Genomic DNA, 16,285 nt, shown 5'->3' with positions numbered 1-16,285 from the left:
ACGGTAAGTACCTTGCGCCTCCTTAGTGGTTGGTCGATGTGTACCCCCACAGTGGACTTTCACCACCTAGATAGTTGCCATGCCTGGCACACCAGCAAAAAGGCCAAGGTATGGATCCTTGGCCAATTAAATAGTTATTCATTATTGGGTAACATTCTTTAAGACGTGCTTCATGACAAATGCATAGATTAAAATCGTGCCACCAACAAACGCAAACGCCATATGTAACACCTTCCTTATCAGTCTACCTGAGAATGATTTTCATTGTTGCCTTCATTTTAGCATGGCTGATAATCATTTTCAATATCCGCAGTGCATCTGTCACATTTATTTAACAATCCTTGGGATAAACCGATGGCAGTCTTGAAAGACTTCGTCATATTCCGTAAACATTCTAAGCGCTTTCTCTTCCTCATGTATCCGGATTGACAGGATCATGAAGTTGAATATCGAAAACAACAGTGCCGTATAGAAGGCATTAAACAGCAGCGGGACGACAAGCAGCTCCGTCGCGACAACAAAATAATTAGGATGCTTTAAAAAGCGGTATGGTCCTTTCCTGATTACCAGCGCATGCTTTAAGACAAGTATTTTTGTATTCCAAAACTTTCCGAGTGAGGAAATGGCCCAGCCTCTTATGAACTGCGCAAGTATAAAAATAGCTAGAAATATTGGCCATATCGGTGATAGTCCGCGATTTAATAAAATTTTTTCGGAACAAAGAGTAATGAAAAAAAGCAGGTGCATAAAGACCATATACTTATAGTGCTTGTTACCAAATTCTACGGCTCCCTGCCGCTTCATCCATATTTCATTTCTTTTGGCGATAAAAAGTTCCACAACACGCTGAATGGCGATGAAACCAATTAATAGAACAAATGGAAGAAGATTCTTCATTTACATCCACCTCAAAAGAAGTAATTCTGAACTAAACCCCGGACCAAGAGCGGTTCCAAGTCCAATTGCGTCTTTAGGAATGTCCATCTCCATATATCTCCGCAGCACATAAAGAATAGTTGCCGAGGACAAATTTCCAAACTGTTTTAAAACTTCAAGCGATACCTCGGTCATGGAAACTGGAATATCTAACGCCTTCACGTAAGCATCGATGACTTTTTTTCCACCGGGATGGGCAATAAAGCAGTCTATTTGTTCAAGTTCGATTTCATGCTCATCTAAAAATCCTTTGACATTCGGCTTTAGCCATTCCTCGACAATATGGGGAATATCACGAGAAAACAGGACAAATAAACCTGTATTTCTTATTTCCCAGCCCATCACGTCCAAAGAATTAGGCATGAGGGTCGATTGGGTGGCGATGATGGAAGGTGACGACGCCTTCTTGCTAATAATCTTATGGTTCACAGCATCGCCGCAAACTAATGCACAGGCAACCCCATCAGCAAAAAGAGAAGTTCCAATCAGATTACTTTTCGAAAGGTCATTCCTCTGAAACGTCAAGCTGCAAAGCTCGACTGACAGAACAAGGACTTTTGCTTTAGGGTAAGCCAAGCAATATTCATAGGCCCTTGATAACCCGGCAGCCCCTCCTGCACAGCCCAGCCCCCAAATCGGTATCCTTTTCGTATGCGGATTAAAAGGCAATTGATTCATTATTCTTGCTTCAATACTTGGGGTTGAAATCCCGCTTGTTGATATGAAAAAAATGGCCTCGACCTCTTCGTAAGCAATCGGTCTCTTAAGAAAGTCTTGATTGTTTAAGCATTTGACAATCGCTTCTTTTCCAAGTGTGACTGCGGACTCTATATAAGCATGATTCTTCTCTTCAAAAGAATGGTTTTCTTTAAACCATTCTAGCCCTTTCGCAAAATGTCTTTTTTCAATTTGTCCATTTTGGAAGGCCTTCATTAGTCTCTCAATATCTTTAAATGATTCAGCAAAAAGCTCTCTGGCAAATTGCGACGCTTGATCTTGGTTAATTTCATATGGAGGAATAACCTCTGCAACTGAAATAATCGTAGGCATCATCATACTCCTTCAACGGTCGTAAGGGTATTTTTACCAATTAACCAATAATTATTCATATGACTCAAAAGACAAAAAAAAGCTCCCCATGTAGGGAAGCAAACGTTTTGAAGGTTGTTGTTGTTGTGCACTTCAATTATAGCGCGGATTTTACAACACATCATTACACAATCTTTTCCAGTGGTTTATTAAGTGCCTAACTGATTATTTTTCTGATTGTTTTTGAACTTCGATTTTTATTTTGTTTCCCGCAACTAACCCGCAAATTTTACAGATTGCTGCTTCATTATATAGGAGCCGGCATTTTTCACAATAATACTTCTCCACAAAAACACACTCATTTCTCAAGGAAAATAGGACATTTATTTTTATCATATTTTAACTAATTTGAAATGTGACTCCCATTTTTTAAAAAACAGGAATTCGAAGTATGTGAAGTGTTTATCAATTACTTTTATCACAGGTAAGGTGTGATTGTTCACATTTTATTCACATTTACTCGATGTTAAATGTGATATAAATCACTGTTACATCAAGTTTTTACCATTACCATAGTAAATATCTAAGGAATGAACAATTTGTGAACTTACAAATTTAGTATTTTACTTTCACAATTGTTTTGTATGATGAAAGAGAACTAATTTAGTTAATTTTCTATTTTCGGAAGGGAGTCTTGGGGATGGCAAAAACGGAACTGAAAACAAATCAAAAAACAGAGATGGAAGATCGCTCTTCTCTCAAAGGGACATTAGCATCTGTTTTCTTTTTAGGAATCTTTATCATTGTTACATGGGTAAGTGTTTATTACCTATTCGTAGATCGTTTTTAACTTTTTAGGGGGGAAAAAAGTATGCACATGCATAAATTAGAAAAAATCTGGCTGATTTTCGGGATAAGCTGCCTGGTCATTTTTTTGACAGTCGTTGGGGTTAGCGCCTTCTATCTAGGCAACAAACCGCCAAGCTGTTTAACCACCGTTAATCCGGAAACGGTTGGTCAAGAAAAACCATTTAATGAACCAGGCCTGCATAAAGTAGATGGGAAAGCTTGGGAATATGAATTAGTCTACGTCGCATCAGCTTTCTCTTATAATCCAGCACAAGTAGAAGTCCCGCTTGGGGCAAAGGTTAAAGTAATTGCTACCACAAAGGATGTTATACACGGCTTTGAAGTAGCTGGAACAAATATTAATATGATGCTTGAACCTGGCTATATCAGTGAATATACAACAACATTTGACAAAGCAGGCGAATTTTTAATTGTTTGTAACGAATACTGTGGTGCTGGACACCATTTAATGTTCTCAAAGATTGAGGTGGTAAAATAATGATTACTTCTACAGCTGCAAAAGTAAAAGTTGACCCGCGTGATGCAAAGCTTTCCATGGCACACTTTTTTGTTGCCTTTTCGGCGCTTGCCCTTGGCGGATTAATGGGGCTCCTGCAAACTCTTGTCCGTTCCGGCAAATGGGAGCTTCCATGGGGAATTGATTATTATCAAATCTTAACAGTACATGGTGTATTAATGGGTCTTGTTTTAACTACTTTCTTTATTATGGGATTTCAATATGCGGCGGTGAGCCGAACAACAGGCGGACACTCGAATGCCGCTAGACGGACTGGCTGGATTGGCTTCTGGATCATGTTAGTCGGTACATTAATGGCAGCAACAATGGTTCTTCTGAAGGAAGCATCTGTACTGTACACTTTCTATGCTCCACTAAAAGCACACTGGATTTTTTACTTGGGCTTAACCTTTGTGATTATCGGCAGCTGGATTGACGGTGCAGCACAAATCATGACATATGCGAGATGGCGTAAAAATAATCCTGGTCAACCAAGTCCATTACTAAGCTTTATGGCAGTAATCAATACGGTTATGTGGATCGTTGCTACATTAGGTGTTGCTGCTACGGTTTTATTCCAATTACTTCCTTGGTCACTTGGATTAGTTGATACTGTTGATGTCCTAGTCAGCCGTACATTGTTCTGGTATTTTGGTCACCCATTAGTGTATTTCTGGTTACTGCCAGCGTACATGTGTTGGTATGCGATTATTCCTAAAATTATTGGCGGAAAAATTTTCTCAGATTCACTAGCACGTTTATCGTTTATCCTGTTCCTGCTCTTCTCGATTCCGGTTGGTTTCCATCACCAATTAACAGAGCCGGGAATTGATCCTGCTTGGAAGTTCTTCCAGGTAATCCTTACTTTCATGGTTGTAATCCCTTCATTAATGACGGCGTTCTCTCTATTCGCAACATTTGAGAGATATGGACGCAGCAAGGGAGCAACAGGTTTGTTTGGCTGGTTTAGAGTACTCCCATGGGGCGATGCACGCTTTATCGTTCCTTTCATTGGGATGGCTGCATTTATTCCTGCCGGTGCAGGTGGTATTATCAATGCTTCCAACCAAATGGACCAAGTCGTGCATAACACGATTTGGATTACTGGTCACTTCCATTTAACAGCAGCAACATCGGTTGTGTTGACGTTCTTTGGAATTTCATACTGGTTAGTTCCGCATTTAACAGGACGTAGATTAACAAAAGCTATGAATAAATTAGCGATTATTCAGGCATGGGTTTGGTTCATAGGGATGGCCTTCATGTCAGGGTCGATGCATATCCAAGGGCTGCTGGGCGGACCAAGACGTTCTGCATTCTCCACTTACGGCGGTTCCGAGCAAGCGGCTGAATGGATCCCTTACCAAATTGCCCAAGCAGTTGGCGGGACGATTTTATTCCTTGGTATAATTCTCGTTTTAATCATTTTTGTAAATCTAGCTTTCTTTGCTCCTAAAGGGGAAGAGGAATTCCCTGTTGCTGAAGCAGAAAACCCTGAAGAAAAAGCACCAATGGTGTTTGAAAACTGGAAATTATGGCTTGGCATTACCGCAGCTCTCATTCTTTTCGCTTACACGATACCGTTTATCGATATCATCCAAAACGCACCACCAGGTTCTAAAGGATTCCAGACCTGGAATAAGTGGTGATAAGAAAGTGAAAATCTTGTAAATGCAGAAAAGGCTTCAATCGACGTCGATTGAAGCCTTTTCCTTTTGTATTTTACTAAAAGACCCTTTAGGAAAGTTAATTAATAAAACAGATAATAGGATGATAGTCGATCCAATCCCTTGGATTATCCCAAAACCTTCTCCATAGAGTAAAACACTTAATAGAGTTGCGATAACCGGTTCGACCGTAGCAATGATAGCCGCTTTACTGCTTTCTATCTTCTCAAGCCCTTTTGTATAGCATAAGTAAGCAATGACTGTAGGAAAAAGCCCCAGACCTATTCCATATATAAGAACATCTCCTGTGGCAAGCACACTCCCCTTCTTCCACAGTCCGGTTATTGGAAGCAAGGTAATCGCTGCAACAATAAACGTGTAAAGTGTAACGGTAAATGGCCGATATTTTTTCAAGGCAAATTTCCCAAATATACTGTAAAGTGCGTAGCCAAAACCAGCACCAAGCCCTGTTAATAGGCCTGCGGCGCTAATTGTGGCTGCATCGGTCACATTAAGTCCAGCAATCAAGACGTAGCCTAGAATTGTTCCTGTGACCGAAATAAGTTTGACCGACTCCATTTTTTCCTTTAGAAAAAAATAGGATAATACGGTGACGAACGCCGGAGCAGTATACAATAAGATCACGGCAATCGATAAATTCATTTGATTAATGGCCGAAAAATAGCACCAGTTAAATAAAACAATACTGCAGATACCCGTACCAATAAATAGCGGAACATCAGTGAAGCTTATTTTCAAATGGCCCCGGTATTTTACGATTCCAATTAATGCTAGTAAAACAGCTGCTGTCACTACTCTGACAGCAACAATTTCCATCGGAGTAAATCCAAGGCTCGTTAATTTTCTAACAAAAATAGCAATGATTCCCCATAACCCTGCACTAACGGCGATTAAAACGATGGGAAGGGTTTTCTTCAATTCAACTGATAAACCTTTCCATATTTCTCATAAAGGTAATCAATTAAATATTTAGCATTTAAGTCTTCACCTGTTACATCGTTTACTATTTCCAGCGGCTTTTTCAATTTTCCAAAGCGATGGATTTTTTCCGTCAGCCATTCCTTAATTGGGAGTAAATCCCCTCCCGCTACTAATTGGTCAAAATTCGGAAGCTCCTCGAGCATTTTATGCTTAAATTGAGCTGCATACATATAACCCAAGGCATACGAAGGGAAATAACCAAAACTTCCTCCTGCCCAATGGACATCCTGAAGAACACCTTGAGCGTCGTTTTCAGGTCGAATGCCTAAGTACTCTTCATACATATTATTCCAAATTTCAGGAAGATCTTTGACCTCGATTTCATCATTAAATAACCCTTTTTCAATTTCATAGCGAATAATGACATGGAGCGGGTAGGTTAATTCATCTGCTTCAATTCGAATGAAGGATGGCTTGGATTCATTAATCGCCCGGTAAAAGTCTTCTATTTCCACTTGATCAAACTGACCGTTTGCATATGTTTTTAACAGTTCATAGTTGTTTTGCCAAAATGAAAAACTTCTTCCTACAATATTTTCATAGAAAAGGGATTGTGATTCATGAATCCCCGTTGACGTTCCTGTGCAAAGTGGTGTCCCAATCAAGTCTTTTGAAACATTTTGTTCGTATAAGGCATGACCACCTTCATGAATCGTACCAAAAACGGCTGTACGGAAGTCATTTTCATCATAATTGGTTGTTACGCGAACATCACCAGGATTTAAACCGGTGGCAAAAGGATGAACCGTTTCATCCAGTCTGCCTGCATTGAAGTTATACCCCATTTTCTCTAGGACCTTTAAACTGAATTCGCGTTGATTTTCTTTTGGAAATTCTTCAAATAGAAAGTCCGTTTTAGGTTTATGAGCCGAGTCTGAAATCTGCTTGACCAAAGGAACAATATTATCCCTTAGTTCACCAAATATTTGATCCAAAACGTTCATCGTCATACCTGGTTCGTACATATCTAATAAGACATCATACTTATTTTCTTCATGGCCCCAATAGCTGACGAACTGTTTTGTCATGGCAACCAGCTTTTCTAAGTAAGGACTAAACAAAGCAAAATCAGCTTTTTCCTTTGCTTCCTCCCAAACACTTTCCGCCCTAGATTGGAGAATTACAAACTCTTTGTATTCTTCCGCAGGTATTTTCTTATTTCGATCGTAATCTTTTTTGCATTCTTCAAGAATTTTCCTAGTCGTTTCGGACATTTGCTGTTTAGATAAATTAGCTATGTATGCTGCCATTTCTTCAGAAGTAGACATTTTAAAGACTTCTGATGATAACATTCCAATTACTTTAGACCTTTGCGCCGCCCCCTGCTTAGGTGCCCCTGTTCTTAGATCCCAATAAATTAATCCTAATGCTTCGTTATAGGCAGACATTTTTTTCACATATTCTAAGAACTCTTTTTCTATCTGTGTAACATTCATCGAAGTTCCCCCCTTTTATATCCAAATTTTATCATACTTTTCTGAAAAGTAGAAAGGCGAAGAAATAAAAAAGACAACAGAAATAAATTTCTGTTGTAAAATATATTTATAGGGAAAAGAGGATGTTACTTGGAACGGAAATATTCACGTAAAATGCATAGAGAGAGTTAAGTAAACTAAGGGTTTTTACATTCCTTAGATTACAAATTACTTCTTGCTAATTGCCACTTTCCAAGTTTCCGGACCTTCTTCTTGGTATTCCCAAGAAAATTGTTCAGGTCTTTCCATCATGAACTGATATAAAAGCGGTCTAGGATCATGGTCGTTGACAATCATCATCGTCTCGCCAGATGCTAATTCGTCAAATCCATTAAAGATGGTTGGATGTTTTTCGCGTGGCGGGAAATCTGGCACATTGATAATCTTTGCATAAGTTTGCATTATTACCACTCCTTTTAGTTTGCTAACTTCTCTTTTATTATAAGGAAACATCGTCTTCGTCTTAGTGCGTGGTATCACACTTTAAAGATGATTTTGTTAATACAGGGGGTAGGACATATGCGGGAACTAATTGGAACTTGTAAGAGCTGCGATAAAGAGATTTATTGTTTGGATGGCTTCTTTAATGGTGTCATTACCGAAGAAAAAGAGAATTATTGCTTTGAATGCTATGAGAAATTGGCCAAAAATGATGAAAACCCGCAAAGCTGAACTTTGCGGGTTTTCCTTCCTTATTCTTCATCAAGAGCTAAGTCTTTAACCGGAAGCTGTTCGCCCTCTTTATGCGTTGGTTTACGCAAATGAAAGATTGCTTTCACACAGAATAACAATAATACTATTACACTGATAAGGAAAATGGTGTCACGCACCGCACGCCATGTTAATGGGTATCCCCATAGATAAAGCTAGGGGTTTCGAAAGAATAGGCTAAAAAGCCGCATTGTCTTTACGTGGGCTACCACAGGTCCCGCTAATACATCAGGCCGAAGCCTTCAGCTTTGCTTTTTTCTTACTTTTCAAGATGATGATCTTCATAGGAGATTGAAGGAATTGTTTTTTATCAAGTCCTTCAAAGGCACCACCAACATGTTTCCGAACAATATTGAAAGCCCCATTTACGTCGGCGTGTATTTGAATCTTTGACCCTGTGATTTTGTAAAAGGCTCTTTTCACTCGTTTTCCGCTAAAAGTTGTTTGGTGTTCTTCACCAAATGTCGGAATCGGGTCCTTTGTTAAAAAACAAGACTTGGAGGTGTAGCTTTCTTCGCGGATAATGACCTGAATTCCTTTGCGTTCGGCTTTGTAGCGAATCATGTCAATAAATATTGTGTAGGGGATTTGGATGAAGGTTTGTTTTGTTGATTTTCTCATGTTAACGTCTAATTTCCACCCCGGATTTTTACCAATAATGATGGTGTCGATGTCTCTTTCTAGGGCAATAGTAACCACTTTAACACTTGCCTTGTGTAAGAAATCCATCACTCGATTGTATCTTTTTCGGTCCAATGCAACCAAACGTTCGGTTGTAAATACGCCTTCCTTGTGACTCTTTCCGTTTCGAATGATACCCATGTAATTGGCTCGTAATTTATTATAGTATTGATTGATGGATTTTAACCATGTGCCCTTGATAAGCAGAGGTTTAAGCCCTAAGTTATCGACAATAGTTGCCAGGTTATCTACTCCTAAATCAATACCCATTACTTTTTTCGGTTCGAAAATGAATTTATTGATTTGTTCTGCTGTTCTTACAATCGCCTTTTCTTGCTGTTCAGCTTTGAAAACGACTTCCACAACATATTGACCATAGGAAGGTACGATTCGAATCTGTTGCAGCTTTCCTTCTGAAAGGGCTACCTTTCCTAATTTCAGTTGAAAGCTTGTTCCCGGTAACTTGAGAACATTTCCTTCTTTGATTTCTGTGATTTGATTCGTTAAATAACACGTTGTTCTGCCTGTTTTTGGTTTATATTTTGGAATCTTTGGTTTACCCGAAAAGCAGCCTGGATTTATTTTGTATTTTTTCGATGCTTCGAAAAAACTCTTCCAATCATCAAATACTTTTCTCATCGTTTGTTGATTAGACTGTGAGGGCATGGAAGTGTAATCAACCTGCTTCATGACTTTAAACAAGGCCTCAACAAGACAATACCCAATGAACGATTGATTCTTGGTTGGCATTTTAAAGAGTTTTAGCTTCGGTTCGATTTCTTTGCCCTTTTTATCTACTTTCTTAGGCTTTTTCATTTCCTTTTCATAGTGTTTCTGTCGAATTTCATTCATTATCGGTAAATATGTTTCGATATCCATCAGAACTTGCAGTTGATTGTCATTTTTCTTTTCTGCCTTTAAAGCTGTATATACCTGTCGAACATAGTAATTTGTAATGTTATACAAATTTTTCGCTTTGAAGCAGAGAGAATCGCAATATTCGAATAGTTCATGATTTGAATGGATTTGTATTTTATAGGCGCTATACATTCTTTTCACCTCCCCAAATAGGAATATATGTTCTTATTTTATCAAATAGGTTGATAGAATTCAATGAATTTGCCTCTTCAAAAAATAAAAAAACTGCTTATATCCCCATATTTGAAGCTAGGGTTTTACGCTGCTTTCAGATAATTAAAATCGACTTCAAAAGTGCATTTTTATTTGTTTTCAGCACTTTTTGGGCCTTTGTTCCCCTTTGTATTTCCATGCCATATTCATCCTTTCTCGTTTTATCACATTTCGTATTTTAACTTTGAATAAACCTTCACATAGTGCTGCATTTCATTTCCTCTTATTGATATTTAGCACACTTCTCAATGTTTTTTCACAAAGTTGTCACATTGAGAATTATTTTCAATAAAAATGAATTACCTATGATGGAGGTCACATTATTAGTGTGAAATCATTGCTACAATGAACCTAATTCGAATTACTAATATGAAGGTGATGTTAATGAAGCAAGAGGACATTATTAAACGGTTGTCCGCTGTACCAATCTTTAGAGAATTGTCAGCAGAAGAACTTACACCGTTCGTAAGAATTGCTCAATCGCGTTTTTATAAACAGAAGATGTATGTGTTTATGCAGGATGACCTTCTCGACCGAGTGTTCTTTATTCATAGTGGAAAAATCAAAATTTATAAAACGGATCAATCAGGCAAGGAACAGTTGATCTCTGTTCTCGAACCAGGAGAAATGTTCCCGCATGCTGGCTTTTTTCGCAAAGGAAATTTCCCAGCCCATGCGGAAGTGATGGAAGATGCCAATCTTATCGTAATTCCAATTGATAAATTTGAAGAAATCCTTATTTCCTACCCGGAACTTTGCATAAAGCTTTTTAAAGTGTTGGGCGAAAAGATCGTTGACCTGCAAGGAAGGCTGGAGGCACAAGTTCTCCATAATACGTACGAACAAATTATTTTACTGCTTATCAGGCTATGTAAATCAAATGGTGAAAAAGCGGGAGAACTATTTAAGCTGACAACCCAGTTCACCAATCGGGAATTGGCCAATATGATTGGCACTTCCAGGGAAACGGTGAGCAGGGCCATCAATCATGTGAAGAAAAAAGAGTATGTTTCTCAGGATCAAGAAGGGTTTTACCTAATCAACCGTGAGGCGTTGCAACAAGAGCTTTTCTATTAAAGCGATAATAAATATGAGGAGATGTTAGCAGATGGAACAGAGAATCATTGAACTTGACGTACGCGAGGATTTGAAAAATAAAATCGAACCCTTTCAAAAAATTATGGAGGCTATAACGCAGCTTGGGGCAAATGATATCTTTATCCTTCATGCACCATTTAAACCTGTCCCGCTTTTCGCTGTGTTAAAAGCAAAAGGTTTTAGCCATGAAGAAGAAGAACTGGAGAAAAAGCATTGGAAAGTAACGTTTACGAAAAAAGCATAAAGGAAAGGTGATATCGAATGATTTTAGATAATCGGGGATTAGAGCCGCCCCAGCCGATGATGAGAACGTTAGCTGCCTTGGAAACGCTTGGTGAAAACGAGGTTTTGACGATTATTAATGACCGAAGGCCCATGTTTCTTTACGAGCAGCTTGAAGAACTGGGCTATCAGCAGCGAACAGAACCACAAGAGGACGGAAGTTTTAAAATTGAAATTTTTCGCTAAGAAGGTGAACCATCATGCTTCCTCAAAACATGGGAAGTGAAACAAATATTAAGCTCCCTTTTTCATTTATCTTTTTTAGTATAATTGCTCTAGTATTTTCACAAATACTGCTTTTAGTAAATGGACATATGATGGTGGACGGAAGTTTTCGAATTCCGACCATTTGGTCCTCAGCTCATTTATTAATCCTTGGCTGGGCGTTAATGGTGGCAATGGGGGCAATGTATCAGCTCGTCCCTGTCGCGTTTCTTACAAACATATGGAATGAAAAATTTGGCTTTATCCAATTTTTCGTAACAGCAGTAGGAATTGCGTCGTTTTCAAGTATGCTTTATTGGTCACCGCAAAAGGCCGTCATCCCAGGGGTCCTTACCTTACTTAGTATAGTAATGTTTTTATTTCAAATGGTGATGACCTTAAAAAGCCAGGCAAAACCAACTATTCTCACCGCTTTTGTTGGTTCAGCATTGATTTGCTTGTTTCTAACTATTTTCATGGGAATAACCTTAATTTATTGTTTAAAAACAGGGATTGGAATCGAATACTATCAAACAATTTTTAAGATTCATCTATTAATGGGGATAACAGGCTGGTTTACGTTATTAATCTTCGGATTCTCCTATAAGATGGTGCCGATGTTTTCCTTATCTCATGGGTTTCCGATGGTTCAAGCGCGATATGTTTATGGAATCTATGTTTCCGGCCTAGTGATTACGATTATTTTTTTCATTTCCGATAATAGTGTTCTCTTGAAAATTGGCTTCTTTTTACTCTTGGTTGGATTTTCAATTTTCAGCTGGCATATAAGCATCATCATAAAAAAAAGATTAAAGAAAAAACTGGATAAACCGTTTACGTTCGCGTTAATGGCGATTGGCTTTGGAAATCTCATTCATTTGGCAGCCTTTATCGTCCTATGGACAAAGTCATTTTCAGTGCTTGCTGGCCCACTGATTTATGGCTATTTATTACTGTGGATTGTCCTAAGTATTGTTGGATATTTATATAAGATTGTTCCATTCCTTTGGTGGACGTATAAATATAGTCAGGAAATCGGTAAAAATGCGGTTCCGTCCTTAAAGGATATGATGAACGAGAAGATAGTTGTTCCGTTATTTTCGTTATTCATCGCAGCCGTTTTGATCGTCTTTGCTGCCTTCGTCATTAAAGCAGCAATCCTATTTAATATCGGTCAGTTTATCCTATCAATTGTGTTTATTCTTATTTCATACAGTATTCTTAGCGTCCTAAAAAAATAGTGAGGTGTTTACCTTGAATTTAAAAGAAAAAGTCCTTAATGAGTTAAAAACGGTATATGATCCGGAGTTAAATATTAACGTTGTTGATTTAGGATTAATCTATAATGTTGAGATTACCGATGATGCCGACGTTACCATTACAATGACACTGACAACTCCTGGGTGCCCGCTCCATGACAGTATTACAAAAGGTGTACGCTATTGTGTGGAAGGAATCGAGGAAACAAGAAATGTGGAGGTCAATCTTGTCTGGGAACCTGCTTGGTCGCCTGATAAAATGACCGCTGAAGGTAAAAGTTATTTGGGCAGATAAAAATAAAGAGGAAGCGCCTACTAATGGCGCTTCCTCTTTATTCTATTGCCTCGGTTGGCAGAACTTCTTTGATTCTTTCTAACACACTAGGGGTGATATCTTCGTCCAATAAAATATGAACCGTCCCCTGATCCTGTTCACTCCGAATCAACCGCCCTACTCCCTGACGCAGCCGGAGGAGCATATATGGTAGATCCACCTCTAAGAAAGGATTATCTGCCCCATCTCTCTTTGCCGTAAAAACGGGGTCGTTTGGAGGAAATGGCAGCGAAAAAATTATCACATTTTCAAGCGATCTGCCAGGGACATCAAGACCTTCCCAAAGATGAATCGAACAAAGAACCGCATGTTCTTCATTTTGAAATTTCGACACGAGCGTGCTAATTTCTTCATCCCCCTCGAAATAAATCGGGTATGGGACTGCCTTAGAAAGCCTTTCCTTCACATGGTTCAGCTCGTCTTTATTATTTAACAGAATGAGCGCACGGCCTTCTGATTGGCGCACTTGTTCAAGCAGATAGTCTGTTTTTTTGTCAATATCAATGTTTGCAAACCTTGGCAGGAATAGCTTCATTTTGTCCTCGTAGTCAAAAGGAGATGCGACCGAGAAGGATAAGTATTCCTTCACACCAAGACTACTTGTAATATAATCGAACGATTTTTGATTTGCCAGTGTCGCAGACGAAAAAACAAATGGCTTTTTCTGTGAGAACACCTCATCGCGCATCACTTCTTCGACCATTTTTGGCATGATTACAAGCGTCCGTTCGCCCTTATCCTCTTCAAACCATGTGATTCCGTTCACTTCCTGAAGAAATAGCGATAATGAGTAAGTAATTTGCTCCAAATACTCCTCTACAATTTTCAGGTCATACTCATTAATAACATATAACTCACTTTCAAAGACCAGCTCTTCCTCCAATGTTTGCAAGGTTGAAAGTAGTTTTCGACAAGATTTCATTACTAATGGATGTTTGGTAATGACTTGTTTTTCTGAGCCTAGTGATAGTGCGGAGAATTGAGAAATCGCATCGAAAAATGCTTCATTTTCTAATAAAGCCTCTTCAATCGTATACAACGTCTTCTCTCGCACTTCGTTTTCCATTAACCTTGTTAAGAGGGTATCTAACGTATAATCGGTAAAGCGGTAGCTTAACGCTTTCTGTGCTGCATATTCAAGCAGGTGACCTTCATCAAAAACAACAGAAGAATGCTCCGGTAATAGTGGCAGCTGCCCTTCCCGCTTTCGCGATTCCTTTGTCCAAATATGCTCCATATAAAAATCATGAGAACAGATGATTAAATCGGTTGAATGCCGATAAAAATCCCGATGTAAGGTTAGCCCGCAGCGATGGCGCTTTTCACAGGCAAAGCAATCCTGAAGAGGATCCCAATTAACAGCAGACCATCGTTCATCTGACAAAGTAGGATAATCTCTCCTATCCCCATATTTTTCAAACGACTGCATCGACCCAGCCGTGTGAACGAAATCAGGGAGCTGCTGATAAATGTCAGAAATTTCATCAGAGAAATCATTATTCCTTACCTGGTCTAACTTTTTTAAACAGAGATATTGATCCCGAGATTTTGCCAGTCGAACATCAATATTCAGATTCAAAACCTTTTCTAATTTGGCGATATCGCCTTCTTTTTTGACAAGCTGCTCAATTAAAGTTTCATCCGCACACGCAATAACAGCAGGCCGATTCGTGTATCTTGCGTACATTATTGCGTAAAGTAAATAAACAATCGTTTTCCCTGTTCCGACTCCCGCTTCAGCAAAGATAACTTTTTTATCTTTAAACGCCTTTTCAAGCTGAAAAGCCATGAAAATTTGCTCATCCCTAAGTTCGAAGCCGGCTTCCGGCAAAATATCATAAAATAAGTCGCCAATCCATTCGCTTAATTTATCATAAAACGATTCTGTCTTTGTAACCTCAAATGGCATTCGATTCTGCATTATATTCCCCCCATAAAAAACCGTCTATTTCACGATTGTATTTTGACGCGGGGGCTTTTTACCCCAGTATTGATAAAGGTCCGTCCGGATAAAACCATTAAAAAGCTTTCTCTTTTTTGTTGCCGGCTTCCCGTAAAATTGCTCAAAGTCTTCATTTGACGTCAGGATATATTTGGACCATGTATCAAGTTTGTTGAAGGCCTGGCCCATTTCCTTATACATCTGCTCGACAGCCTTTTTCTCTCCGAGTCTTTCGCCATATGGCGGATTCCCAATAATAACCCCGTATTCCTTGGTGGTGGTAATATCTCTAACCTGCATTTGTTTAAAATGAAGGATGTCCGCAAAACCAGCCTCGACCGCATTTTCTTGAGCCATTTTCACCATTCTGTGGTCAATATCTGTACCCATTATATCTAGCGGCTGGTCATATTTTGCCAAGTCTTCTGCTTCTATCCGGGCATCATCCCATACTTTCGCCGGAATCCACTTCCAGCCCTCTGATGCAAATTCCCGGTTAAAGCCCGGAGCGATATTTTGTCCTATCATTGCTGCCTCAATCGGAATGGTCCCGGAACCGCAGAAAGGATCAATAAAAGGATGGTCAGCCTTCCAATTGGTTAACAAAACCAACGCAGCTGCCAGCGTTTCTTTTAATGGTGCCTCCCCTTGCTCTAAGCGGTAGCCGCGTTTGTGCAGGCCCTGACCGCTGGCATCAATCGTAATCGTAGCAACATCCTTTAACAAAGCAACTTCGATGCGGTAAAGAGCACCCGTTTCCTCAAACCAGCCGTCACGCTTATAATGTTTCTTCATCCGTTCAACCACTGCTTTTTTGACGATTGCCTGACAATCGGAAACGCTGAACAACTTTGATTTGACCGACTTCCCAATGACAGGAAATTCCGCATCTTCAGGAAGATATTTTTCCCATGGAAGTGCCTTCGTCTTCTCAAACAATTCATCAAAAGTGTATGCCTTAAATTCGCCAACTTTTATCTTGATTCTGTCTGCCGTCCGCAGCCATAAATTACTGCGGGCAATCGCAGATTCATCCCCAGAATAAATAATCTTTCCATTTTCCACTTCACAGTCGTAACCTAACGCCCGTACCTCTTTGGCAACAAGAGCTTCGAGACCCATCGCCGCAGTAGCAATTAATTGATAGTTTCCCATATTTTCACCCTTA

General features: G+C 39.3%; 17 protein-coding genes. 9 read left to right on the top strand and 8 right to left on the bottom strand.

Annotation, left to right across the window (positions count from 1 at the left end; translation table 11 throughout):
* Positions 1-327: 327 nt before the first annotated feature.
* A complete protein-coding gene (locus tag ACIQCO_RS14730) occupies positions 328-897 on the bottom strand; it encodes an isoprenylcysteine carboxyl methyltransferase family protein (RefSeq protein ID WP_400429817.1) in 570 nt (189 codons plus the stop codon).
* A complete protein-coding gene (locus ACIQCO_RS14725) occupies positions 898-1,986 on the bottom strand; it encodes a type III polyketide synthase (RefSeq protein ID WP_400429816.1) in 1,089 nt (362 codons plus the stop codon).
* Between the two features lie 679 nt (positions 1,987-2,665).
* On the opposite strand from ACIQCO_RS14725, the gene ACIQCO_RS14720 reads away from it, so the two are divergent.
* The 3 genes from ACIQCO_RS14720 to ACIQCO_RS14710 are packed head-to-tail and all read left to right on the top strand — an operon-like array spanning position 2,666 to position 4,980.
* Entirely contained in the window at positions 2,666-2,815 is a 150-nt protein-coding gene (locus tag ACIQCO_RS14720) for a cytochrome c oxidase subunit 2A (RefSeq protein WP_400429814.1), read from the top strand.
* Between the two features lie 21 nt (positions 2,816-2,836).
* On the top strand, positions 2,837-3,313 hold the full coding sequence (locus ACIQCO_RS14715) for a cytochrome c oxidase subunit II (RefSeq protein ID WP_400429811.1): 477 nt from the start codon (positions 2,837-2,839) through the stop codon (positions 3,311-3,313).
* Complete coding sequence (locus ACIQCO_RS14710) at positions 3,313-4,980, top strand: b(o/a)3-type cytochrome-c oxidase subunit 1 (protein ID WP_400429808.1); 1,668 nt, start codon at positions 3,313-3,315, stop codon at positions 4,978-4,980. Before ACIQCO_RS14715 ends, ACIQCO_RS14710 begins: the two co-directional genes overlap by 1 nt.
* 36 nt (positions 4,981-5,016) lie before the next feature.
* On the opposite strand, the gene ACIQCO_RS14705 is transcribed toward ACIQCO_RS14710, so the two are convergent.
* The 3 genes from ACIQCO_RS14705 to ACIQCO_RS14695 form a co-directional block, all read right to left on the bottom strand.
* On the bottom strand, positions 5,017-5,937 hold the full coding sequence (locus ACIQCO_RS14705) for a DMT family transporter (protein ID WP_400429805.1): 921 nt from the start codon (positions 5,935-5,937) through the stop codon (positions 5,017-5,019).
* The gene (locus ACIQCO_RS14700) at positions 5,934-7,436 is read right to left on the bottom strand and encodes a carboxypeptidase M32 (protein WP_400429802.1); all 1,503 of its coding nucleotides are present in this window, start codon (positions 7,434-7,436) and stop codon (positions 5,934-5,936) included. The genes ACIQCO_RS14705 and ACIQCO_RS14700 overlap by 4 nt, the downstream gene beginning before the upstream one ends.
* Before the next feature lie 207 nt (positions 7,437-7,643).
* Complete coding sequence (locus ACIQCO_RS14695) at positions 7,644-7,877, bottom strand: DUF2249 domain-containing protein (protein ID WP_400429799.1); 234 nt, start codon at positions 7,875-7,877, stop codon at positions 7,644-7,646.
* 117 nt (positions 7,878-7,994) lie between these two features.
* On the opposite strand from ACIQCO_RS14695, the gene ACIQCO_RS14690 reads away from it, so the two are divergent.
* A complete protein-coding gene (locus tag ACIQCO_RS14690) occupies positions 7,995-8,147 on the top strand; it encodes a hypothetical protein (protein ID WP_400429796.1) in 153 nt (50 codons plus the stop codon).
* A gap of 267 nt (positions 8,148-8,414) precedes the next feature.
* Here ACIQCO_RS14690 and ACIQCO_RS14685 read toward each other — a convergent pair whose 3' ends face one another.
* Positions 8,415-9,917: an RNA-guided endonuclease InsQ/TnpB family protein gene (locus tag ACIQCO_RS14685; RefSeq protein WP_400429793.1), complete on the bottom strand. Its 1,503-nt coding sequence runs from the start codon at positions 9,915-9,917 to the stop codon at positions 8,415-8,417.
* A 465-nt stretch (positions 9,918-10,382) separates the two neighbouring features.
* Here ACIQCO_RS14685 and ACIQCO_RS14680 point away from each other — a divergent pair, with 465 nt between their 5' ends.
* The 5 genes from ACIQCO_RS14680 to ACIQCO_RS14660 are packed head-to-tail and all read left to right on the top strand — an operon-like array spanning position 10,383 to position 13,136.
* Positions 10,383-11,075, top strand: a complete 693-nt coding sequence (locus tag ACIQCO_RS14680) for a Crp/Fnr family transcriptional regulator (protein WP_400429837.1) — start codon at positions 10,383-10,385, stop codon at positions 11,073-11,075.
* Positions 11,076-11,106: 31 nt separating this feature from the next.
* Positions 11,107-11,340, top strand: coding sequence for a DUF2249 domain-containing protein (locus ACIQCO_RS14675; protein ID WP_400429791.1), 234 nt, complete (start codon positions 11,107-11,109; stop codon positions 11,338-11,340).
* Positions 11,341-11,357: 17 nt separating this feature from the next.
* Positions 11,358-11,564, top strand: coding sequence for a DUF2249 domain-containing protein (locus ACIQCO_RS14670; RefSeq protein ID WP_400429788.1), 207 nt, complete (start codon positions 11,358-11,360; stop codon positions 11,562-11,564).
* A 14-nt stretch (positions 11,565-11,578) separates the two neighbouring features.
* The gene (locus ACIQCO_RS14665) at positions 11,579-12,823 is read left to right on the top strand and encodes a hypothetical protein (protein WP_400429785.1); all 1,245 of its coding nucleotides are present in this window, start codon (positions 11,579-11,581) and stop codon (positions 12,821-12,823) included.
* A gap of 13 nt (positions 12,824-12,836) precedes the next feature.
* On the top strand, positions 12,837-13,136 hold the full coding sequence (locus ACIQCO_RS14660) for a metal-sulfur cluster assembly factor (protein ID WP_400429783.1): 300 nt from the start codon (positions 12,837-12,839) through the stop codon (positions 13,134-13,136).
* Positions 13,137-13,173: 37 nt separating this feature from the next.
* On the opposite strand, the gene ACIQCO_RS14655 is transcribed toward ACIQCO_RS14660, so the two are convergent.
* The gene (locus tag ACIQCO_RS14655; protein ID WP_400429780.1) at positions 13,174-15,096 is read right to left on the bottom strand and encodes an ATP-dependent DNA helicase; all 1,923 of its coding nucleotides are present in this window, start codon (positions 15,094-15,096) and stop codon (positions 13,174-13,176) included.
* 24 nt (positions 15,097-15,120) lie between these two features.
* Positions 15,121-16,272, bottom strand: a complete 1,152-nt coding sequence (locus tag ACIQCO_RS14650) for a THUMP domain-containing class I SAM-dependent RNA methyltransferase (protein ID WP_400429777.1) — start codon at positions 16,270-16,272, stop codon at positions 15,121-15,123.
* Positions 16,273-16,285: the final 13 nt, after the last annotated feature.

It is taken from the genome of Neobacillus sp. NPDC093127 (assembly GCF_044754175.1).
Classification (GTDB): domain Bacteria; phylum Bacillota; class Bacilli; order Bacillales; family Cytobacillaceae; genus Neobacillus.
Note: the sequence above shows the minus strand (reverse complement) of the source record. Positions and strands in the feature narration are given on the sequence as shown.